This is a genomic window from Amycolatopsis echigonensis, assembly GCF_002846615.1.
Classification (GTDB): Bacteria; Actinomycetota; Actinomycetes; order Mycobacteriales; family Pseudonocardiaceae; genus Amycolatopsis; species Amycolatopsis echigonensis.
Genome location: NZ_PJMY01000002.1, coordinates 102,805 through 121,523 on the forward strand (window position 1 = coordinate 102,805; position 18,719 = coordinate 121,523).

Sequence of the window (18,719 nt, forward strand, 5' to 3'; positions counted from 1 at the left end):
CCCTGGCGACCGGCCAGGAATGTGCCGAGCCAGGCCCCGTCGCGGAGAACACTCACCGCCGTAGCCGATGTTGGGCCCCCTCCGATCCGCGGCTCGGAGGGGGCGTTGCCGGTTAGCCTGGACGGCCCGCGCCGCTCGGCGCTGTCGCGCGGGATACTGCGGTGCCAGTGGAGTCATCGGCCACCGGCGACGCGGTCGATCTCGCACCGCTGGGCACGCTCGGGACGGCCTGGCAGACCACTTTGGACGGTGCGATGTACGGGCAGCCGCTGGTGGTTGGCGGGCAGATCCTGGCCGCCACGGAGAACGTCCTGTACGCCCTGGCACCCGCCGACGGCTCGGTGCGGGGCCAGCTGAATCTAGGCACCGTCCCGCATTTCACCTCTCCCACCCTGTCCGGGGACCACGCCTATGTCGGCACCATGACCGGCGTGGTCGCTGTTTCCGGTGCCTGACACGACGAAATCCCCGTCAGGCTTCAGCGAGACAGCCCGTACAGATCGGTTCTCCGATCGCCAAAGAGGTGGTTGCGGGTACTGATGTTCTTGTCCCGGGCCGAAACGAGGTCTGCGTCCCACTCCGCGCGTCCGTCCGGTCCCGCGGTGGCAGCGATCCAGCCGTCGTCGCTGACGATCGTCGTTCCCTCCGTCCACCGTTGGCCGCGTTCGGTTCCGGAGCGGTCGCAGCAGGCGATGGCGACCCGGTTGACGCGGGCGGCGGCTTGGGCGATGACGACTTCCGGCGGCCGTTCTCCCTCGGGCCGGGCGACTTCGGGCCAGTTGGTCGGGACGGCGATCAGGTCGGCGCCGTCGAGGGCGACGCGCCGGGTGTATTCGGGGAATTCCAGGTCGTAGCAGACCATGACCGCGATCCGGCCGAACCGGGTGGCGACGACTGGCGGAGGCTGGCTTCCCGGGGCGAAGAACAGCTTTTCCCGGTCCCACAGATGAGTTTTCCGGTAGCTGGCCAGGATTCCAGTGGAATCCAGCAGAACCGCGCTGTTGTACAGAACGCCCTCGGGTCCGCGTTCGGCGTACCCGCAGACCACCACCGAGTCGCCGTTGATCGCTGCTGCCCACTCGCCGATCTTCGGGTCGTCCGGCGGAATCGCGCACTCCGCGGCCTCGGCCGCCGACTCGAAGACGTATCCGCTCGTGGCCAGTTCCGGCAGGACGAGAATGTCGGCCCTCGTTTCGGCGATCGTGCTGACGATCTGGCGGTGGTTCGCGTCCAGCTCGCCGACGCGCGGAGCGAGCTGGACGCAGACGATCCGGGTCATTCGCTGTCTCCCTGATCGGCGATCCGCGTCCGGACCCGGTCGGCGAGGCCGGGCACCGCGGCCACGACGACGGTGGCTACGAGGAGAACCGCGAGAATGATGTACGGGAAGAACCGGTACGGGCCGGACACGCCCACCACGTTCTTGAAGATCGTGTACGCGATGAAGGCGAGTGCGAGCACCGGGACGACTGCCTGCCAGCGCGGCGCGTTCGGCCGGCCGCTGAGGAAAAGGAACCGGAACGCGCCGACGGTGGCCATGGCGTAGGCGACGAGCAGGGAGATGGTTCCGATGGTGAGCCAGTAGAAAGTGGCGTCCAGGACTCCGGTCCCGGCCAGTCGTTGCCCGACGGCGAAGCAGAGGATCAGGAGACTGGTCACGACGATCGTGCCGACCGGCGCTCCGCGTTTGGTCAGCCGCACGACCGGACCGGGGACCCCGGCGTCGCGAATCAGCGCGTAGCCGACCCGGGCCGCGCCGTTGACGGTGCCGAGGGTGATCGCGAACAGGCTCACGCTGGCGACCAGGTTCAGCAGGACGCCCATCGCGCTGCCGAGGTACTGCCCGGCCAGGTCGCCGTACGGATCTTCGGCCGCGGAGAAGGCTTTCACCCCGGCCGGTCCGGTGCCGTAGCCGAGGGCCTGCCCGACGATGGCGAGCAGGAAGAACGCGCCGACCACCACGATGGTGATCTTCAGGGCGCGGGGGATCTCCCGCTTGGGGTTCATCGTCTCCTCGCCGAGCGACGCGGCGCCTTCGAACCCGGCGAACGCGAGGAACCCGAACACCGCGGCGCCGGCGATCGTGCCGACTCCGGTGCCGGCGGGCAGATGCAGGAAATTCCAGCTGAAGGTCTGCCCGTGCGGACCGTGGCCGGCCGCGACCCGCACGATGATCACGATGCTGAGCAAGCCGACCAGCGCGGCCCCGGCCAGTTCGCAGATCAGCAGAATCCGCGTGATGACGCGGATTTCGCTCAGCGACAGCGCGACCACCAGCACCAGCGCGACCAAGGCGGTCCAGATCCATTCGGACGCCCCGGCCCCGGCCAGGCCTAGCTGCCCGAGGACTTTGTTGAAGAACAACGCGATTTCAATGGTCGAGCCGGTGCCGATGGTCGCGTACGCGGTGAACAGCGCGGCCCCGGCGACGAATCCGGCGCGCGGGCCGAGGGTGCGGCCGACCAGCGCGTAGACGGATCCGGTGTGCGAGATGTGCTGCGAGAGCTTGACGAAGCCGTAGCCGACCAGCGAGACGCCGAGGATGGCGAAAACGAAGGCCCAGGTGGCGCCTTCGCCGAGCAGGCCGGCCGCGCCCACGCCGAGCAGCGCCATGGCGCCGACCGGGCCGATGAGACCGACGGAGAACGCGGCCGCGTCCGTGACTTTGAGTTCTCGTCGCAGTCTTTCCGGTGCGGCGGCTTGGTTTCCGTTGGCGGGTGCGGACATGTCCATCAGCCTCTGTCTGGTTTCGGTGCCGGGGCGCGGCACATGGCGGCGGGGACGGGCCGGGTGATCGTGGTCAGTTCCGGTCGACGGCGGGAGTGCCGTCGAACGCGCCGGAGTGGCGGCCGATGTGTTCGATGCGGACGGTGGCGGTGGCCTCGTGCGCGGCCAGGCCCTCGAACGCGGAAATCCGTTCGACCGCTGGCGCCAGCGCGGCGGTGCCTTCCTTGGCGGCGCGCTGGTACGTGAGCGGCTTGAGGAAGCGCGAGACCGACAGACCGGCGTTGTAGCGGGAGGTCTTGCCGGTCGGCAGGACGTGGTTGGTGCCCGCGATCCCCTTGTCGGAGTAGGCGACGGTGCTCCACCGGCCCAGGAACAGCGAGCCGTAGTTGGCGAGGTTCTTGAGGTAGTAGTCGTCGTCCGCGGTCTGGATTTCGAGGTGCTCGGGGCCCCAGACGTCGCTGACCGCGGCGGCCTGGGCCGCGTCGCGGGCGACGACGACCGAGCCGAAGTCGCGCCACGCCGGACCGGCCACCTCGCTGGTGGCGAGCGTCGCCAGGCGGCGGTCGATGGCGGCGATGACCTGGCGGCCGAACTCCTCGGACGTGGTCACCAGCGCGGCCGGCGAGTTGGGTCCGTGCTCGGCCTGTCCGAGCAGATCGGCCGCGACCCAGTCGGGGTCGGCGGTCTCGTCGGCGATCACGGCCACTTCGGACGGTCCGGCGAGCAGGTCGATGCCGACCTGGCCGAACAGCTGCCGCTTCGCTTCGGTGACGTAGGCGTTGCCCGCGCCGACGAGCATGTCCACCGGGGCCTCGTCCAGGAGCCCGAACGCCATCGCGCCGAGCGCCTGGACGCCGCCGAGGGCGAACACGCGATCCGCGCCGGAAAGGTAGGCGCCGTAAAGCACCGCCGGATGCGCGCCGTGCTCGCCGGACGGGGGAGTGCACGCGAGAACGGACGGCACGCCCGCGGCCTTGGCGACGCCGACCGTCATGAACGCGCTGGCCAGCAACGGGAATCGGCCGGCGGGCAGGTAGGCGCCGACCCGGCGGACCGGTACGTAGCGCTGCCCGCAGACGACCGAATCGGCCAGTTCGATCTCGAAGTCGGTCAGGTGTTCGCGCTGGGCGGCGGCGAACCGGCTGGTGCGCTCGTAGCCGAGTTCGAGGGCCGCGCGCAGGTCGGCGGGCAGCTGGTCGCCGGAACGGCGCAGCTCGTCCTGGCCGAGTTCGAGCGAGCCGGTCCAGCCGTCGAGGTCTTCGGAGTACTGGCGGACCGCGGCGAGGCCGCGGCGCTCGATGTCGCGCAGCATTTCGCTGACGCGTTCGACGACGCGCGGGTCGCGCTGGGCCGGAGGCCCGTCCACAGCGGGCTTCTTGAGCCAGGTCAACGGGCCGAGCTGGGCTGCCTCGGAGGGGGTGATCTGCATGGCACGAGACGGTAAGCGCGATTCAGCCAACGGACCAGAGGGTGCGATCCTGACCGAGCCATCGGATTGCCCGATGCCTCCGGGTGCGGTGCCCGGACGCGAAACTGTCCAAACCGGACACTGCTAGCCGCGGGTGCGCTTGGGGCGGGCGGCCGGGCCGCGGGCGTCGCTGACCGCGTCCTCAGCCAGCCGGGCCAATTCCCGCGTGGCGCGCGACAACGGGCGGCCGCGCTTGCGCGCGATGGCGATGGTGTCGAAAAGCGGCTCTTCGAACGGCGCCGTGTGCAGTCCTGGGGGGAACGCGGCGCTGCGGACCACGGCGGTGCTGGCGATGGTGTCGCCGGCCCCGTCCGCGACCAGCTTCAGCGCGGCTTCCACGTGCTCGATCTCGAAGATCGGCTCGATCCGCACGCCGGCGAGCTGAGCCCGGTCGGCGAGCTGCCGGCGGGTGGGGTCCCGCCAGCCGTAGCGGGCGTCGTAGAGGACCAGCCGCGCGGCCGCGAATTGCCGGATGCTGACCGGTTTCGCGGCCGCGGCCGGGTCGGCGCTCACGTAGCGGACCTCGTCCCGCATCAGCGGCGTGATGTCCAGGCCCTCGTCGTCGACCGGAAGCACGATGAGCCCGGCCTCGATGTCGCCGGCCCGGATGGCGTCCGCGGTCTCCGCGGAATTCTGCCCGACCAGCCGGACCTTGACCGACGGATACCGGCGGTGGAAGGTCTGCGCGAGATTGCCGAGCAGGTAGTAGTCCGCGTTGCGGAGGACCCCGAAGGTCGCGGTCCCGCCGCCCAGCGAACCAAGCGACTGCACCGCGCGGACGCCCTCGTCGGTCGCGTGGACCGCGCGGCGCGCGAACGGCAGCAGTTCCTCGCCGGCCGCGGTGAGCGTCAGCCGGCGCGCGCCGCGATGGAAGAGGACCGCGTTGAGCTCTTCCTCGAGCCGGCGGATCAATTCCGACATCGAGGCCTGGGAAATCTCCAGCTGGACGGCGCCCCGGGTGAACGAGCCCCGGCTTTCCGCCGCGACGAACGCCCGCAGCTGGTTCAAGGTCACCCGGTCGCCGTCCCGGGACTCCTGCTCCATCGGCCGATCCTAAGCGGGCGCCGCCCGGCGGGGTCAGTAGATGCGGGGTCAGTAGATGTTGGTTTCGGCGAACGAGCTCTCGTGGCCGTTGATCTGCGCCCGGAGCGAGATCTGGTCGAACACCCGGACCTCGCGCACGATCCGCCCGTTCTGCACGAGGAATTGCGATACGCCGAGCAGTTCGACCGGCTTGCCGGTCAGCGGCCCGAAATCGGCGACCCCGCGATAGCTGCCCCGCATCACCCAGAGCACGGCGATGCGCAGCCCGGCGTAGCGCGCGGCGTTGTTGGCCTGGATGTCGCGGATCTCGAACCGGGCGTCCGGGAACGGCGCGATCTGGGTGAGCAGATCCTTCTGGTACCCGTCGGGCCGGAGCACCGTCCGGTCGCCGACGGTGTGCAGGAACAGGTCTCGCTGCATGTATTCGCCGACCTTGTGCAGCCGGCGTGCGTTCCAGACCTCTTCGACGAACTCCAGCACCATTTCGCATTCGGGCCGGTAGTCGTCCGCGCGCGGCCCGCTGTCGCCCGCGGCGAGGACGTCGGCGGGCGCGGGTTTCGTCATCGAGCCTTCGTAGCCGCGGAAGCGCAGCCCGCGCGCCACTTCGGCCGGGTCGAGCCCGAGCTGCAGGCAGTCCGCGAGGTCGTCCCGGACGACCCATTCCTCGACCATCCGTCCGCGCCGGTACAGGCAGTTGGCGATGGTGCGCTTGCGGACCGGCACCGGCCGGCCGTCCACGAGGTGGGTGTCGCTGGAGAAAACGAGGTGCGAGCTGAGGAAGGCGTCGTCGCCCCGGGCCTCCCAGACGACGTCCTCGGCCTGGCCCACGTGCTGCGGCACCTGCGCGATCCGCATCAGGCTGCCTTCGATGACGCCTTCCCGGCCGGTCACGGTGCCGAGGCCGCCGTGCACAATCGAGTCGGGTTCGTAGTTGTCGACGATGTAGGAGATGTCGCGCTGCACCCAGATCCGGTCGGTGACCTCGCGGATGAAGTCGTCCGGGTCCTCGTAGGGCTGGTAGGCGACCGGATCGAGCGGCATGGTGGTTCCTTTCTCGGCGGGGAGCTGACGGCGGGCACTCTGGCGATGGGCACTGTATCCGTATGCATTCCCGGAGGCAAGGGAAGCGACCGAGAGCGCCGTCCGAATGATCACGCGGGCACCACCTTGGGAAAATTCGTGGTCGCGGTGGCCTTGACCCGGTGACCCGGGCCACTTAAGTTGCCATCCATACGTATGCAAACGGCTGAGCCGTTGTGAGACGCCACTGGAGGTGTCATGTCCACCGTCGCGCCCACCGCAGCCGCGTCCGCCGAGGCGACCGGACGTCGAAAGGTGATCCGCCGGGTGATCCTCGCCGGCAGTATCGGCAACTTCGTCGAACAGTTCGATTACGGGCTCTACGGCTACATGGCGCCGGTCCTCGCGGCGTCCTTCTTCCCGGCGAGCGACCACACCGCGAGCGTGCTGAGCGCGTACGCGGTGATCGCGATCGCCTGCCTGGTCCGTCCGCTGGGCGGGACTCTGCTCGGCCGGTGGGGCGATCGGCTGGGGCGCAAGAAGGTGCTGCTGTGGACGGTGCTGTTCATGGGCGTGTCCACGGCGGCGATCGGCGTGCTGCCCACCTACGGCCAGATCGGGCTGGCGGCTCCGCTGATCCTGCTGGTGCTGCGCGTGCTGCAAGGCATGGTCGCGGGCGGCGAGTATGTCGGCGCGGTCGCGTTCGTGGTCGAGTGGGCCGAGCCGCGCCGGCGTGGGTTCTACACGTCGTTCGCGTCGAACAGCTGCTTCTTCGGCATCCTCGCCGGAGCCGGCACGGCCGCGCTGATGAGTGCCTTGTTCAGCGACGCGGCGCTGCACAGCTGGGGCTGGCGGATCCCGTTCCTGGCGGTGCTGCCGTTGTGCGCGATCGGGGTGTGGCTGCGCAGCCGGCTCGACGAGACGCCGGAATTCGTCGCCGCCACCGAGCACGGGACGAATGTCGTCGAAGCGCCCCTCCGCGAAGCGCTGCGTTCGCAGTGGCGGCCGATCCTGGTGTTCTGCGGCGCGTCGATCATGCTCGCGATCCTGTCCTACGCCTGGGTCACCTTCTATCCCGAATACCTGTCGGAAACGCTGCACCTGTCGAAGTCCGCGGCCTGGCTGTCGAACGCGATCTCGGTCGCGGTGCTGATCCCGCTGCTGCCGCTGGCCGGTGCGATCTCCGACCGCATCGGGCGCAAGCCGATGCTCGTCACCGGGGCGGTGTGCTGCATCGTGCTGGTGCCGCTGGCGTTCCGGGTCGGCCAGGCCGGCACCTTCGGGGCCGCGGTGGCGAGCCAGCTGATCTATCTGGTCCCGGAGTTCTTCCTGACCGGCATCGTCACGGTGTGCGCGGCGGAGATGTTCGCGACCCGGACCCGGTTCAGCGCGAGCTCGATCGCCTACAACTGCTCGTTCTCGATCTTCATGGGCATCACGCCGTTCGTCGCGACCCTGCTCGTGGCGGAGTTCGGCACGATCTACGCGGTGTGGGCGTACCTCGCGGCCGCGGCCGTGCTGGCGCTGGTGGTGATCACGGTCTTCATGAAGGAGACCTACCGCAGCGACCTCTCCGCGGACAAATACGCGCGATGAGCCGTCGGACTCCCGCTGTCGGCGTGCCGGCCGCGGGAGTCATCGCGGCGCGTGCGTTCCCCGGGACACGAGCGAGGGCGCGAACACCGTGCGCCGCGGGGGTTCGGCGTTTCCGGAGAGGCGTTCGACCAGGAGCTCCGCCGCGGCCTTGGCCATCCCGTCGAGGTCGTGGCGGACCGTCGTCAGGTCGAAGGTCTCCCAGGCGGCCATCGGCAGGTCGTCGAAGCCGATGACGGTGAGGTCGCCGGGGATGTCCAGGCCGAGCCGGCGGGCGGCGTTGATCGCGCCGATCGCGATGACGTCGTTGCCGCAGAAGACCGCGGTGGGGCGCGGGCCGTCGGACATCAGGGCGAGCAGGCCCTCGTACCCGGTGCCGTAGTCGAACGGACCCTGGCGGACCCAGCGGCGCGGCAGGCCGACGCCGGCCTCGGAAAGGCTGATCCGGAAGCCGTGCTCCCGATCGCGTCCGGTGGTCGTGTCGCCGGGGCCGCCGATCAGGGCGATGTCCGAATGGCCCAGCCGCAGCAGCTCCTCGGCGACCAGCCGCCCGCCCGCCTCGTTGTCGACGACCGCCGCGTCGGCGTCGCCGCCGCCGGTTTCCCGGTTGAGGAAGACGAACGGGAGCCCGCGGCGGGCGAGTTCGGCGGGCAGGGCCGAGCCGATCACCGCGGTGGTGAGCACGACCCCGTCGATCGACCGGTCCAGCAGCCGCTCGGTCTCCAGCGCGGCCTCGCTGCGTTCGGCGAAGAGCATCATCCGGTAGCCGTGCTGTTCGAGCGTGTCGTGCAGCGGGCCGATCAGGTGCGGGTAGAACGGGTTGGCCAGATCCGTGACGACCACTCCGACGCAGTGCGTCGACCGGGTGGCGAGGCTCCGGCCGGCTTCGCTCGGCACGTAGCCCAGCGCGTCCGCGGCCTCGCGCACGCGGACGCGGGTGGCCTCCGAAACCCGGTGGTCCCCGCGCAGCGCCCGGGACACGGTCGGCTGCGACACCCCGGCGAGCCGGGCCACGTCGTGGCTCGTGATCGGCATCGGCTCCTCTTCCGCGCAACGGCTTGTGCATACGGATCCTAGCGGAAATTCCGGACCGGCCTCGCGCGGCTCGCCAGAAAGCCGGACGCTGGAGCGCCTTGACAGACAGCCGCGCCAATGGTCGTATGCATACGTATAAACAACCAGTTTTCGGAGGGGTGCCATGCGTACCGACGACGGGCCGGTGCCGGCCGGCGAACTGGCCCGCCGGACGATCCGGCGGGCAGATTTCGTGTCCTGCGACCAGGCGTTCATCGACTGCCGGACGCCGGGGTCGGACCGCAAGGAGAACTACTCGATGATCGGCCCGGGGGTGACCCAGAACGCGGACCAGGTGGTGAACCTGCGCGAGCCGCACGGGTTCAACATCGGCGCCGCCGCGATGCCGCACGGGATCACGAACAACCTGCACCTGCACTTCACCGCGGAAGTGTTCCTGTGCTTCCGCGGCGAGTTCCTGCTCCGCTGGGGCGCGGACGGCGGCGAGGGCGAGCTGGTGCTGCGCGAGGGCGACATCGCCTCGATCCCGACGTGGATCTTCCGCGGGTTCACCAACATCGGCCCGGACGACGGCTGGCTGTTCACCGTCCTCGGACACGACGACACCGGCGGCATCATCTGGGGTCCCTCGGTGCTGCGCGAGGCCGCGGGCCACGGCCTGTACCTGACCGCGGACAACCAGCTGGTCGACACTCTCGCGGGGGACGAGGTTCCCGACCCGGCGGAGCTGATCCAGCCGATGGCCCCGGCGGACATCGCGGCCCTGCCGTCCTACGACGCCGCGAAGCTGCGCCGCCGGGTCGCCACGAGCGACGATTTGCAGTGGTCGAGCCGAGCTCTGCTGGGCACCGCGGTTTCCGGCGGGCGCGTGGAATTGGCCCCCGTGATCGGCTTCGGCATGACCGAGGATCGCGACCAGGAGCCGCGGGTCTACCACCCGCACGGGCACAACGTCGCGTGGCTGCGCGCCGAGCCGGGCGAGGGCATTCCGCTGCACCGGCACGACGAAACGCAGGTGCTGCTGGTCAAGGACGGCGAATGGGAGGTGACGCTCAACCGGCACGACGAGGTGAGCGTGCGCCTCGGCCCCTGGGACATGGTCTCCGTGCCGCGTGGTGCGTGGCGCAGCATCCGCAACGTCTCCGGCGAACGGGCGACGCTGCTGGTCGTCAACAGCGGGGACGGCCGCGTTCGGCTCGACTGGGACGACGAGGTCGTCAAGGCGGCGGCCGACGCCGGCGTGGGACGGGACCACAACGGTTACCTCGCGCCCTGGCATTTGCTGCCCCGCGCGGCCGGCCGGTGACCGCTCTGCCCGTGGTGCTGGTCCCGGGAATGCTGTGCGACGCCGACGTCTGGGCGGACGTGCGGCCACAGCTGCCGGGGCCGGTCGTCGACGCGGAGATCACCGCGCCGGACATCGGCGGGATGGCCGAGCAGATCCTGGCCGCGGTCGAGGGCCCGTTCGTGCTCGCGGGGCTCAGTCTCGGTGCGATCGCCGGCTTCGAGGTCGCCCGCCGGGCGCCGGAACGGCTCGCCGGATTCTGCGCCGTCTCGACCAACGCCGCCGCGCCGACCGCTGAGCAGCTCGCTGCCTGGGCCGGGTTCGACCGCCGCACGCGCGACGGCGAGTTCGATTCGGTGGTCGCGCAGGAGATCCTGCCGACGATGTTCTCTGGCCCGGATCCCGTGCTGCACCGGCGTTTCCTCGCCATGGCGCGACGGGTCGGCCCCAGCACGTTCCGCGCCCAGCTCGCCGCCCAGGCGACCCGGCAGGACGCGCACGCGGCCGTCGCGGGCCTCTCCTGTCCGATGCTCGTGGTTTCCGGAGCCCGGGACCGCTTGTGCCCGCCCGAATTCCACCGCTCGATCGCCGCGCGAGCGCGAAACGCCTCGTTGCGGGTGCTTCCGGAAGCCGGGCACCTGCTGACGTTCGAGGCACCCGGTGCCGCGGCGGCGGTGCTGGCCGACTGGCTGTGCAGTCTTTCCCCACTCTCGAAGGAGTCCTGAATGCCCAAGACCTTGAAATCCGCCGTCCCGGCCGAGCAGGTCGCGGCCGAGCGCACCGACGTCGGCGACCGGGTCCGCGCCCTCATCGCCGACATTCGCGAACGCGGGGACGCCGCGGTCCGCGACTGCTCGGCGAAGTTCGACGCGTGGTCGCCCGAGTCGTTCCGGCTTTCCGCCGAGGAGATCGAGAAGATCGTCGCCCGCGTGCCCGGCCAGGTGCTCGACGACATCCGGTTCGTCCAGGACCAGGTGCGCACCTTCGCGCAGCGGCAGCGGGATTCGTTGCAGGAGTTCGAGATCGAGACTCTTCCCGGTGTCCACTTGGGACAGAAGCATGTTCCGGTCGCCGCCGCGGGCGCCTACGTGCCCGGCGGCCGCTACCCGCTGACCGCTTCGGCGCACATGACGATCGTGACCGCGAAGGTGGCCGGGGTGCCGCGGGTTGCCGCCTGTACGCCGCCGATCCGCGGGGAAGTGCCGGAGGCGACGGTCGCCGCCATGCATCTGGCCGGAGCGGACGAGATCTACCTCCTCGGCGGAGTGCAGGCGGTCGCCGCGATGGCGGTCGGGACCGAGACCGTCGGGCGCGTCGACCTCATCGCCGGGCCGGGCAACGCTTATGTCGCGGAAGCGAAGCGCCAGTTGTTCGGCGAGGTGGGGATCGACCTGTTCGCCGGTCCGACCGAGGTGCTGATCGTCGCCGACCACACCGCCGATCCGTTCGTCGTCGCGGTGGACCTGTTGTCCCAGGCCGAACACGGCCCGGACTCCCCGGCAGTGCTGATCACCACGTCCGAGGACGTCGCTCGCGAGGTGCTGGAGCACGTCGAGGCGCTGCTGCCCGGGATGCCGACTCGCGATTTCGCCGGTCCGGCCTGGCGCGACCACGGGGAGATCCACGTCGTGGACGACCTCGACGAAGCGTTTGCGCTGGCGGACACCTACGCGTTCGAACACGTCCAGGTGCTGACCGAGGAACCGCGGCAGGCGTTGGAGAAGATGCGGGACTACGGCGCGCTTTTCCTCGGCCCGGGCACCTGCGTGTCCTACGGCGACAAGGTGATCGGCACCAACCACGTCCTGCCCACGCGCGGCGCTGCCCGGTACACCGGCGGGCTTTGGGTGGGGAAGTACTTGAAGACCGTGACCTACCAGGAAGTCACGAGCAGCGAGTCGAGCGTGCTGCTGGGCGAGGTTTGCGGGCGCGCGGCGCGCGTGGAGCTTTTCGAAGGGCACGCCCGCTCCGGCGACGTGCGCGCGGTCGAGTTCCGGCGGGGGGAGCTTTCGTGGAACCCGGCGTGACGGGCCAGCTCGCCGGGCGCACGGCGCTGGTCACCGGCGGCGGCAACGGTTTGGGCCGGGCGATCGCCGGTGCGCTATCGCATGCCGGTGCGCGAGTGGTCGTGGCCGGACGGCGAAAGGACAACCTCGAGGAAACGGTGGCGGCGCTGCCCGGACCGGGCCGGGCAGCCGTGTGCGATGTGGCGGATCCGGACTCGGTGGGCGCTCTCGCCGACGAACTCGCCGACGAGGAGATCTCGGTGCTGGTGAACAACGCCGGGGTCGCCGGGCCGGTCAAGCCGCTGGTCGACGTCGAACCGGAGGAGTGGGACGAGGTCTTCGGGGTCAACGTGCGCGGGGTTTACCTGGTGTGCCGGGCGTTCCTGCCGCCGATGGCGGCGCGGGGCACGGGCGACGTCGTCAACATCGCCTCGGTGAGCGGAAAACGTCCGCTGCTGCGCCGCACTCCGTACTGCGCGTCCAAAATGGCCGTGCTAGGCCTGACGGCCACGCTGGCCGGCGAGGTCGGACCGCAAGGGGTGACAGTGAACTCGCTGTCGCCCGGGCCCGTCGAAGGTCCGCGGATGGAACGCAATTTCCGGCTGGAGGCCGAACGCACCGGCGTCAGCTACGACGAGGCCGAGCGAGCGTTCACGAGCCGTGCGGCGTTGGGCAGGATGGTCACCGAGAAAGAAGTGGCTTCCGCGGTGCTCGCGATGCTGGCGATGCCGGGCTTGTGCGCGGCCGACATCGACCTGTCGGCCGGGATGGTGGCGCGGTGAGCACGCTGAAACAACGGCTCCGGTCCGGGGAACGACTGCTCGGCGGCCTGCTGCGGCTGCCCGCGGAGACGCTGGTCGAGATGGCCGGAGTGGCCGGGCTCGACTTCGTCGTGCTCGACTGCGAGCACGGGCCCGCGGACCTGGTGCCGCTGCAGCAGCACGTCGTGGCCGCCCAAGCGCACGGGCTCGGCGTCCTGGTCCGGGTCGGAGCGGCCGAACCCGCGCTCGTGCTGCGGGTGCTCGACCTCGGCGCGGACGGGGTGATCGTGCCGCACGTCGACACCGCAGAACAGGCCCGCGCCGCGGTCGCGGCCGCGCACTATCCACCGCTCGGGAAGCGGGGTTTCGCGACCTACAGCCGGGCCGGCCGGTTCGGTGCCCGCGGCATCGCCGAGCACCTGGAACAGGCGGCGGAAACGACCGTCGTGGTGCCCATGCTGGAGACACCGGAAGCCTGCGCGGCCGCCCCCGAGATCCTCGCGATCCCAGGCGTCGACTCGGTTCTGGTGGGGCCAGCGGACTTGGCGGTGGCGCTCGGCGGTGCCGCCGAACCCGCGGTCGCGCAGGCGCTCGACGCTGTCTCGGCAGCGGCGGAGTCCGCCGGCAAGCCGATGACGAGCATCGTCGGCACTCGGGAACAGGCTCGGCAAGCACCGCATGGGCTGGTGATCTACAACATCACGCACGTGCTGCTCCACACTCTGGCGGAGCTCGCCGAGAGGTCGCCGTTCGGCTGATCGGCGTCCGCGCGATGGTCGGACGGCGCCCTGGTGCGGACGGGTGAATCGCCAACGACGGTGCGCTGCACCCAGCCGAGGCGGTGCACCAGGCGAAACACCCGTCGCGCAACCGACTTCTCCGGCTCGGCCGCCGATGACCGGGGCGGCCGAGACCTTGAATTCACCAGATTCGTGAAGGCGGGTCAGTGCGCTCCGTCCAAACAGGACGGGCAACCCGGCAGGCGTGCACCATGATGGAGGAACCTTTCGTAGCGGGCTTCTTCCTCGAGCGGTGCGGGAAGGTCTGCGGTCAACAGCGGCCGCTCCGGGAGCGCGTCGAGATCTACCAGCGCGCCGTCCTTGATGACCGCGTGGATGCTCTCGTAGTTCTTGGCCCCCTGCAACGGATCCGCGTCGAGCACCACCATGTCGGCGATCTTGCCCGCTTCGAGTGTACCGAGATCGTGGTCGACCTTGTAGGCTTCGGCGACGTTGCGGGTCGCCGCGTGCAGCAAGTCCATCGGCGACATGCCCTTTTCCTCCATGGCCCGCAGCCAGAGGAAGTGACCTGTCGCCAGTCTCCCGAGAGCTTCGTCCTCGGGCAAGCCGTTCCAGGTGCCCTTGATGAGCGGCTCCCGCATGACCTCCGGCGCGAAAACGCCTCCGTCGTTGGCGAGCAGGATCTTCGCGCCGGAGCTCACGAGATTGCGGGTATTGGCATCCGCGGCCTTCCACATCGTCCATTCGGGGTCCGAAATGGACTGCTTGAGGATGGAAAGGCCGTTGTCCGTCAAGGGAAAAATGACGGCACAGCAGTTTCGCCGCGTGAACAGGTCGAGAGTCTCCTCCGGGATCTCAGTGGGCCCGGTCATGTTGCAATGCTGGATGAGGTCGCAACCGGCCTCGATCGACATTCGCAGGCCCTCGACCGTGGAAGTGTGCGATTGCGCGGTCAACCCGGCGCGATGGGCTTCTTCGACGATGACGCGCTGCGTGCGCTCCGAGAACTGGATGAAGGCGCCGGCAGCCGTCGCGCCGTGTTCGTTCGACGCGTATTTGACGAAATCGACACCGCGTTCGAGGTACTTGCGAACCTCTTCGCCCACCGCCTCGGGGGTCAGCCACATCAGATGCCGGCCGGTGTTTTCCACCCACGTCGCGTTCACCCGGTCGACGAGGTGAGAGGTCCCGATCCCCGGGACCCTGCCGTCGAAATCGCCGGAGAACGGGCCGTCGAGCCCGATGATGTTGCCGGCGCAGCGAATCCGGCTGCCCGCGACCTCGCCCCGGTCGATCTTGTCGCGAACCGCGATGAGCGCGCGCCGGGGCCCCCAGGAGTCGAACACCGTCGTCATTCCGCTTTTCAGGGCGACCTGGGCGGCCTCGGTGATCAAATCCTCGTAACGTCCTTCGTAACGGACGAGTATTTCCAGGAAGATGCTGATGAGGAGGTGCACGTTGGCGTTCATCAGCCCGGGGATGACGAACTTTCCGCTGAAATCCACGGTTTCGGCGTCTGCCGGGACCGGGAGCTCGGCAGGCCTGCCGATAGCCGCGATGCGATTGTTCTCGATCAGGATCGCCTGGCCGTCGAGGGCCTTGTCGGAAACACCGTCGATGACGGTCGCACCGGTCAGCAGGAGTGCCATCGTCTTCCTTTCCTGACTTCGTTGTCTGGCAATGTCATGACCCGGCAGGCACCGTTCAGACTTCCGGAAATACGGTCGGAAGCGTCGCGGTGCTCTGCGCGACCGAGTATGCCTCGGCGACGCGCTCGGTCACCGACGGATCGCCGCGCGTCTCGAGCACCGGTTCGGCGGCCTGAGCACCTTCGCGAGCCGCGCGACTGAAGCGAATCGCTTCGGCCCAATCCGACAGATAGGTCACGTCGGCGTGGACTGGCGGCTCCAGCGAGAACGACGCGCCCGCCTCCCGGTCGAAGCGCAACGTCCAGTACACGGTGCCACCCGGTCCGTCGCTCAGCTCGTAGGCGATCGCGTAGTCGCGGTCCAGCCGTGCGCACGCGGCAGCGACCTCGGCCGAGTCGCCGAGCAACTCGTTCATCCGGTCGATGTGTTCCTGGGACATGAAGATCAGGTCGGCCAACGTTGCTCCCAATCATCGGCGATGAGAGCCGTAGCGTATGACTGCGAGTCCCGCGCGGCTCTGTACAAAAGTCGCGAGAACACGGCGGTGCCCTCGACATTTGTCGATACGACGCGCTGTCGTCGCGACGGGTGCGCCGTCCGCATGCACGCGTAGTCGCCCTTCCTGGTCGGGAGTCGCTGCTGTCGTGCCGATGACCACCGTCATTCGTTGTCGGCGGACCGGTTCGGCCGCGACAGTTGTCTATCGCGGAAGGAGGTGTTCGCCGAGCACGATCGGCAGGACCGCGAATGCGAGGAAACGGCCCCGTGAGGCAGCGGGCACCGTCAGGGAGGACATGATGAGCGCGGAAATCGGCGCGGATGCCGTGGTGGTGGGCGCGGGGGTGATCGGCTCGGCCGTCGCGCTGGAGCTGGCCAGGGCGGGACGCCGGGTGGTCGTGGCCGACCGGGCGAGCGGGGCGGGCCAGGGCTCGACCAGTGCGTCGAGCGCGGTGATCCGGTACAACTTCTCCACCCTGGCCGGGGTGTCGGCGGCCTGGGAGGCGCAGTTCTGCTGGTCGGACTGGGCCGATCATCTCGGTCACGACGTCGGGGACCTGGCCCGGTTCGAGCGCAGCGGCCTGGTCGTGCTCGACGTGGACGTGGTGCCGCGGTCGGGGTGGGTCCCGCTGCTCGACGAGGTCGGCGTTCCGTACGAGGAGTGGGACGGCGCGACGCTGGCGCGGCGGGTGCCGGGCATCGACACCGGGCGCTACTGGCCGCCCAAGCGCATCGACGACGAGGAGTTCTGGTCCGACGCCACCGAAACGCTGGGCGGCGTGTACACCCCGGATGCCGGTTACGTCACCGATCCGCAGCTGGCCGCGCGGAACCTGGCGGCCGCCGCGGCGAAGGAGGGCGCGGAGTTCCGGTTCCGGGCCGCGGTGACCGGGATCGAGTCGGCGGACGGCCGGGTGCGCGCGGTCGTGCTGGCCGACGGGACGCGGATCGCGGCGCCGGTGGTGGTGAACGCGGCCGGGCCGTGGTCGGGGAAGCTCAACGAGCTGGCCGGGGTGGGGGAGGACTTCACCGTCGGCGTGCGGCCGATGCGGCAGGAGGTGGCGCACGTGCTCGCGCCCGAGGGCTACCACCCGGCCGGCGGCGTGGGGCCGGCGGTGGCCGACATGGATCTGGGCACCTACTTCCGCGGCGAGGTCGGCGGCGGGCTGCTGGTCGGCGGAACCGAACCGGAATGCGATCCGTTGCAGTGGCTCGACGATCCGGACGAGGCGAACCCGAATCCGACCATGGCCGTGTTCGAGGCGCAGGTGACGCGCGCGGCCCGGCGGCTGCCGGGAATGCGCGTGCCGAACCGCGCGCGCGGCGTGGTCGGGGTCTACGACGTGGCCGACGACTGGACGCCGATCTACGACCGGACGGGCCTGCCGGGGTTCTACGTGGCGATGGGCACCAGCGGCAACCAGTTCAAGAACGCGCCGGTGGTGGGCCGCATGATGAGCACCCTGATCGAGCAGGTAGAGGCGGGAGCCGACCACGACGCGAACCCGGTGCAGTACAAGGGCGTGCACACCGGGCTGCGGGTCGACCTCGGCGCGTTCTCGCGCAAGCGGGAGCGCAACGCGGGCAGCTCCGGAACCGTGATGGGCTGACCTCCGTCCATCGTGGACGGTGGTAGCGTCGGTGTCCGGCGCGCGGCCCGGGAAGCGATGGGTGCTTATGTTCGACGGTGATCTTCAGTCCATTGTGGACGATCTGGCCGAGCGCCTGCACCGCTCGGTGGCCATCGACGACCCCTCGATCCGGCTCCTCGCGGCCAGCCGCCACTTCGGCGACGAGGACCCGGTGCGGGTCAGTTCGGTGCTCAACCGGGCCGTGGAGTCCCCGATGGTCGACCGCCTCCTCGCGCTGGGCATCGCCCGCTGGACCGCGCCCGGCGTCGTCCACGTCGAGGGCACCCGGCCGAGACTGTGCGCGCCGGTGCGATGCAGCGGGATGCTGCTGGGTTACCTGTGGCTCATCGACGAGCACGGAGTGTTCAGCGAGGCCGAGCTGACGGCGGCTGCCGAGGCCGCGGCCGCCGCGGGCACCGTGCTCTACCGCGGGCTGCTGCTGCGCGAACGGACCAAGGCCCGGCACGAAGGCATCCTGCGGGAACTCGTCTCGCCCGACACCGCCGTGCGCGCGCAGGCGATCGAGGACCTGCGCGCCGAGCAGCTGTTCGACGAGGACCGTGCCCACTTCACCGTCCTCGCCGTGCAGTGCCGCACGGCCGCGCCGCCGCAACAGGTCGCCTTCGAGGCGGCCATCGAGGACGGCGTACGCGCGGTCACCGACGACGTGGCGCTGATGGTGGCCAACCCGTCCCGCGGCTGGATCCTGCTCGTCCAACGGCAACCCCCGGCCCGCACGCTGGTCGAGTCGGTGGCCGAGCGGATCACCAGCCGGTTTCAGCGGCTCACCGACCGCGACTCGCGTCCGGTCTTCGGTCTCGGCGGCACGGTCACGAGGCTCGACGCCGTGCTCACTTCGCATCAGCAGGCGTTCCTGGCCGCGCGGGCCGCGCTGCTCCTGCCCGGCATCGGTGCCGTGGCCCGCTGGGGCGAGCTGGGACCCTACGAGCTGTTGCTGAAGCTGCCGATGGACGACCTGCTCAGTACGGCTCAAGTGCCGGCGCTGGCGGCGATCGAGCGAGAGGACGGCCATCACGTCCTGCTCGACACCCTGACCGAGTTTTTCGATCGCGGCGGCAACATCCGGCGCACCGCCGACTCCCTGCACATCCACCGGGCCACGCTGTACCAGCGGCTCAAACGGGTCGAGCAGATCACCGGATACAGCCTCGACAACGGCGACGACCGGCTCGCGCTGCACCTGGGCCTCAAGCTGCGCGCCATCGCCGCCGCGTACCGCCGCCAGCTCGGCGACTGACGCG

Annotated in this window: 17 protein-coding genes; 9 read left to right on the forward strand and 8 right to left on the reverse strand. The window is 70.0% G+C overall.

Annotated elements, in window-relative coordinates; all coding sequences use genetic code 11:
* The first annotated feature begins 161 nt into the window (after positions 1-161).
* Entirely contained in the window at positions 162-455 is a 294-nt protein-coding gene (locus ATK30_RS02125; RefSeq protein WP_143271339.1) for a PQQ-binding-like beta-propeller repeat protein, read from the forward strand.
* 23 nt (positions 456-478) lie between these two features.
* On the opposite strand, the gene ATK30_RS02130 is transcribed toward ATK30_RS02125, so the two are convergent.
* The 5 genes from ATK30_RS02130 to ATK30_RS02150 all read right to left on the reverse strand — a co-directional run bounded on the left by ATK30_RS02130 (position 479) and on the right by ATK30_RS02150 (position 6,280).
* Positions 479-1,279, reverse strand: coding sequence for a nitrilase-related carbon-nitrogen hydrolase (locus tag ATK30_RS02130; RefSeq protein WP_101434049.1), 801 nt, complete (start codon positions 1,277-1,279; stop codon positions 479-481).
* Positions 1,276-2,727, reverse strand: a complete 1,452-nt coding sequence (locus ATK30_RS02135) for an APC family permease (protein ID WP_158242436.1) — start codon at positions 2,725-2,727, stop codon at positions 1,276-1,278. The genes ATK30_RS02130 and ATK30_RS02135 overlap by 4 nt, the downstream gene beginning before the upstream one ends.
* A gap of 73 nt (positions 2,728-2,800) precedes the next feature.
* Positions 2,801-4,156 (reverse strand): histidinol dehydrogenase, encoded by a 1,356-nt coding sequence (hisD, locus tag ATK30_RS02140; RefSeq protein WP_101434051.1) that lies wholly within the window; start codon positions 4,154-4,156, stop codon positions 2,801-2,803.
* A 123-nt stretch (positions 4,157-4,279) separates the two neighbouring features.
* Positions 4,280-5,239: a LysR family transcriptional regulator gene (locus ATK30_RS02145; protein ID WP_101434052.1), complete on the reverse strand. Its 960-nt coding sequence runs from the start codon at positions 5,237-5,239 to the stop codon at positions 4,280-4,282.
* A 48-nt stretch (positions 5,240-5,287) separates the two neighbouring features.
* The gene (locus ATK30_RS02150) at positions 5,288-6,280 is read right to left on the reverse strand and encodes a nuclear transport factor 2 family protein (protein WP_101434053.1); all 993 of its coding nucleotides are present in this window, start codon (positions 6,278-6,280) and stop codon (positions 5,288-5,290) included.
* 237 nt (positions 6,281-6,517) lie between these two features.
* On the opposite strand from ATK30_RS02150, the gene ATK30_RS02155 reads away from it, so the two are divergent.
* A complete protein-coding gene (locus ATK30_RS02155) occupies positions 6,518-7,855 on the forward strand; it encodes an MFS transporter (RefSeq protein WP_101434054.1) in 1,338 nt (445 codons plus the stop codon).
* A gap of 39 nt (positions 7,856-7,894) precedes the next feature.
* Here ATK30_RS02155 and ATK30_RS02160 read toward each other — a convergent pair whose 3' ends face one another.
* A complete protein-coding gene (locus tag ATK30_RS02160; protein WP_101434055.1) occupies positions 7,895-8,887 on the reverse strand; it encodes a LacI family DNA-binding transcriptional regulator in 993 nt (330 codons plus the stop codon).
* A 163-nt stretch (positions 8,888-9,050) separates the two neighbouring features.
* Here ATK30_RS02160 and ATK30_RS02165 point away from each other — a divergent pair, with 163 nt between their 5' ends.
* From ATK30_RS02165 to ATK30_RS02185, 5 genes are read left to right on the forward strand one after another with little or no spacing between them, the layout of a single operon-like run.
* On the forward strand, positions 9,051-10,193 hold the full coding sequence (locus ATK30_RS02165; protein ID WP_101434056.1) for a cupin domain-containing protein: 1,143 nt from the start codon (positions 9,051-9,053) through the stop codon (positions 10,191-10,193).
* Positions 10,190-10,897: an alpha/beta fold hydrolase gene (locus ATK30_RS02170; protein WP_244194476.1), complete on the forward strand. Its 708-nt coding sequence runs from the start codon at positions 10,190-10,192 to the stop codon at positions 10,895-10,897. The genes ATK30_RS02165 and ATK30_RS02170 overlap by 4 nt, the downstream gene beginning before the upstream one ends.
* A complete protein-coding gene (gene hisD / locus ATK30_RS02175; RefSeq protein ID WP_101434058.1) occupies positions 10,898-12,199 on the forward strand; it encodes a histidinol dehydrogenase in 1,302 nt (433 codons plus the stop codon). It begins immediately after the preceding gene.
* On the forward strand, positions 12,184-12,960 hold the full coding sequence (locus tag ATK30_RS02180; RefSeq protein WP_101434059.1) for an SDR family NAD(P)-dependent oxidoreductase: 777 nt from the start codon (positions 12,184-12,186) through the stop codon (positions 12,958-12,960). The genes hisD (ATK30_RS02175) and ATK30_RS02180 overlap by 16 nt, the downstream gene beginning before the upstream one ends.
* Entirely contained in the window at positions 12,957-13,697 is a 741-nt protein-coding gene (locus ATK30_RS02185; RefSeq protein ID WP_208637242.1) for an HpcH/HpaI aldolase family protein, read from the forward strand. Before ATK30_RS02180 ends, ATK30_RS02185 begins: the two co-directional genes overlap by 4 nt.
* Before the next feature lie 185 nt (positions 13,698-13,882).
* Here ATK30_RS02185 and ATK30_RS02190 read toward each other — a convergent pair whose 3' ends face one another.
* Entirely contained in the window at positions 13,883-15,328 is a 1,446-nt protein-coding gene (locus ATK30_RS02190; RefSeq protein WP_101434061.1) for an amidohydrolase family protein, read from the reverse strand.
* Positions 15,329-15,383: 55 nt separating this feature from the next.
* Positions 15,384-15,785, reverse strand: coding sequence for a hypothetical protein (locus ATK30_RS02195; RefSeq protein ID WP_101434062.1), 402 nt, complete (start codon positions 15,783-15,785; stop codon positions 15,384-15,386).
* Between the two features lie 340 nt (positions 15,786-16,125).
* Between ATK30_RS02195 and ATK30_RS02200 the strand changes: the two genes are divergently transcribed.
* Together ATK30_RS02200 and ATK30_RS02205 are read left to right on the forward strand one after the other, a co-directional pair.
* Positions 16,126-17,436 (forward strand): NAD(P)/FAD-dependent oxidoreductase, encoded by a 1,311-nt coding sequence (locus tag ATK30_RS02200; RefSeq protein WP_244194477.1) that lies wholly within the window; start codon positions 16,126-16,128, stop codon positions 17,434-17,436.
* A 67-nt stretch (positions 17,437-17,503) separates the two neighbouring features.
* A complete protein-coding gene (locus tag ATK30_RS02205) occupies positions 17,504-18,715 on the forward strand; it encodes a PucR family transcriptional regulator (RefSeq protein WP_101434064.1) in 1,212 nt (403 codons plus the stop codon).
* Positions 18,716-18,719 lie beyond the last annotated feature (4 nt).

Coding starts and splice junctions, on each gene's coding strand:
- ATK30_RS02130 (WP_101434049.1), bottom strand. CDS start 1,279: ATGACCCGGATCGTCTGCGTCCAGCTCGCTCCGCGCGTCGGCGAGCTG.
- ATK30_RS02205 (WP_101434064.1), top strand. CDS start 17,504: ATGTTCGACGGTGATCTTCAGTCCATTGTGGACGATCTGGCCGAGCGC.
- ATK30_RS02150 (WP_101434053.1), bottom strand. CDS start 6,280: ATGCCGCTCGATCCGGTCGCCTACCAGCCCTACGAGGACCCGGACGAC.
- ATK30_RS02165 (WP_101434056.1), top strand. CDS start 9,051: ATGCGTACCGACGACGGGCCGGTGCCGGCCGGCGAACTGGCCCGCCGG.
- hisD (WP_101434051.1), bottom strand. CDS start 4,156: ATGCAGATCACCCCCTCCGAGGCAGCCCAGCTCGGCCCGTTGACCTGG.
- ATK30_RS02135 (WP_158242436.1), bottom strand. CDS start 2,727: ATGTCCGCACCCGCCAACGGAAACCAAGCCGCCGCACCGGAAAGACTG.
- ATK30_RS02200 (WP_244194477.1), top strand. CDS start 16,126: ATGAGCGCGGAAATCGGCGCGGATGCCGTGGTGGTGGGCGCGGGGGTG.
- ATK30_RS02190 (WP_101434061.1), bottom strand. CDS start 15,328: ATGGCACTCCTGCTGACCGGTGCGACCGTCATCGACGGTGTTTCCGAC.
- ATK30_RS02145 (WP_101434052.1), bottom strand. CDS start 5,239: ATGGAGCAGGAGTCCCGGGACGGCGACCGGGTGACCTTGAACCAGCTG.
- ATK30_RS02155 (WP_101434054.1), top strand. CDS start 6,518: ATGTCCACCGTCGCGCCCACCGCAGCCGCGTCCGCCGAGGCGACCGGA.
- hisD (WP_101434058.1), top strand. CDS start 10,898: ATGCCCAAGACCTTGAAATCCGCCGTCCCGGCCGAGCAGGTCGCGGCC.
- ATK30_RS02160 (WP_101434055.1), bottom strand. CDS start 8,887: ATGCCGATCACGAGCCACGACGTGGCCCGGCTCGCCGGGGTGTCGCAG.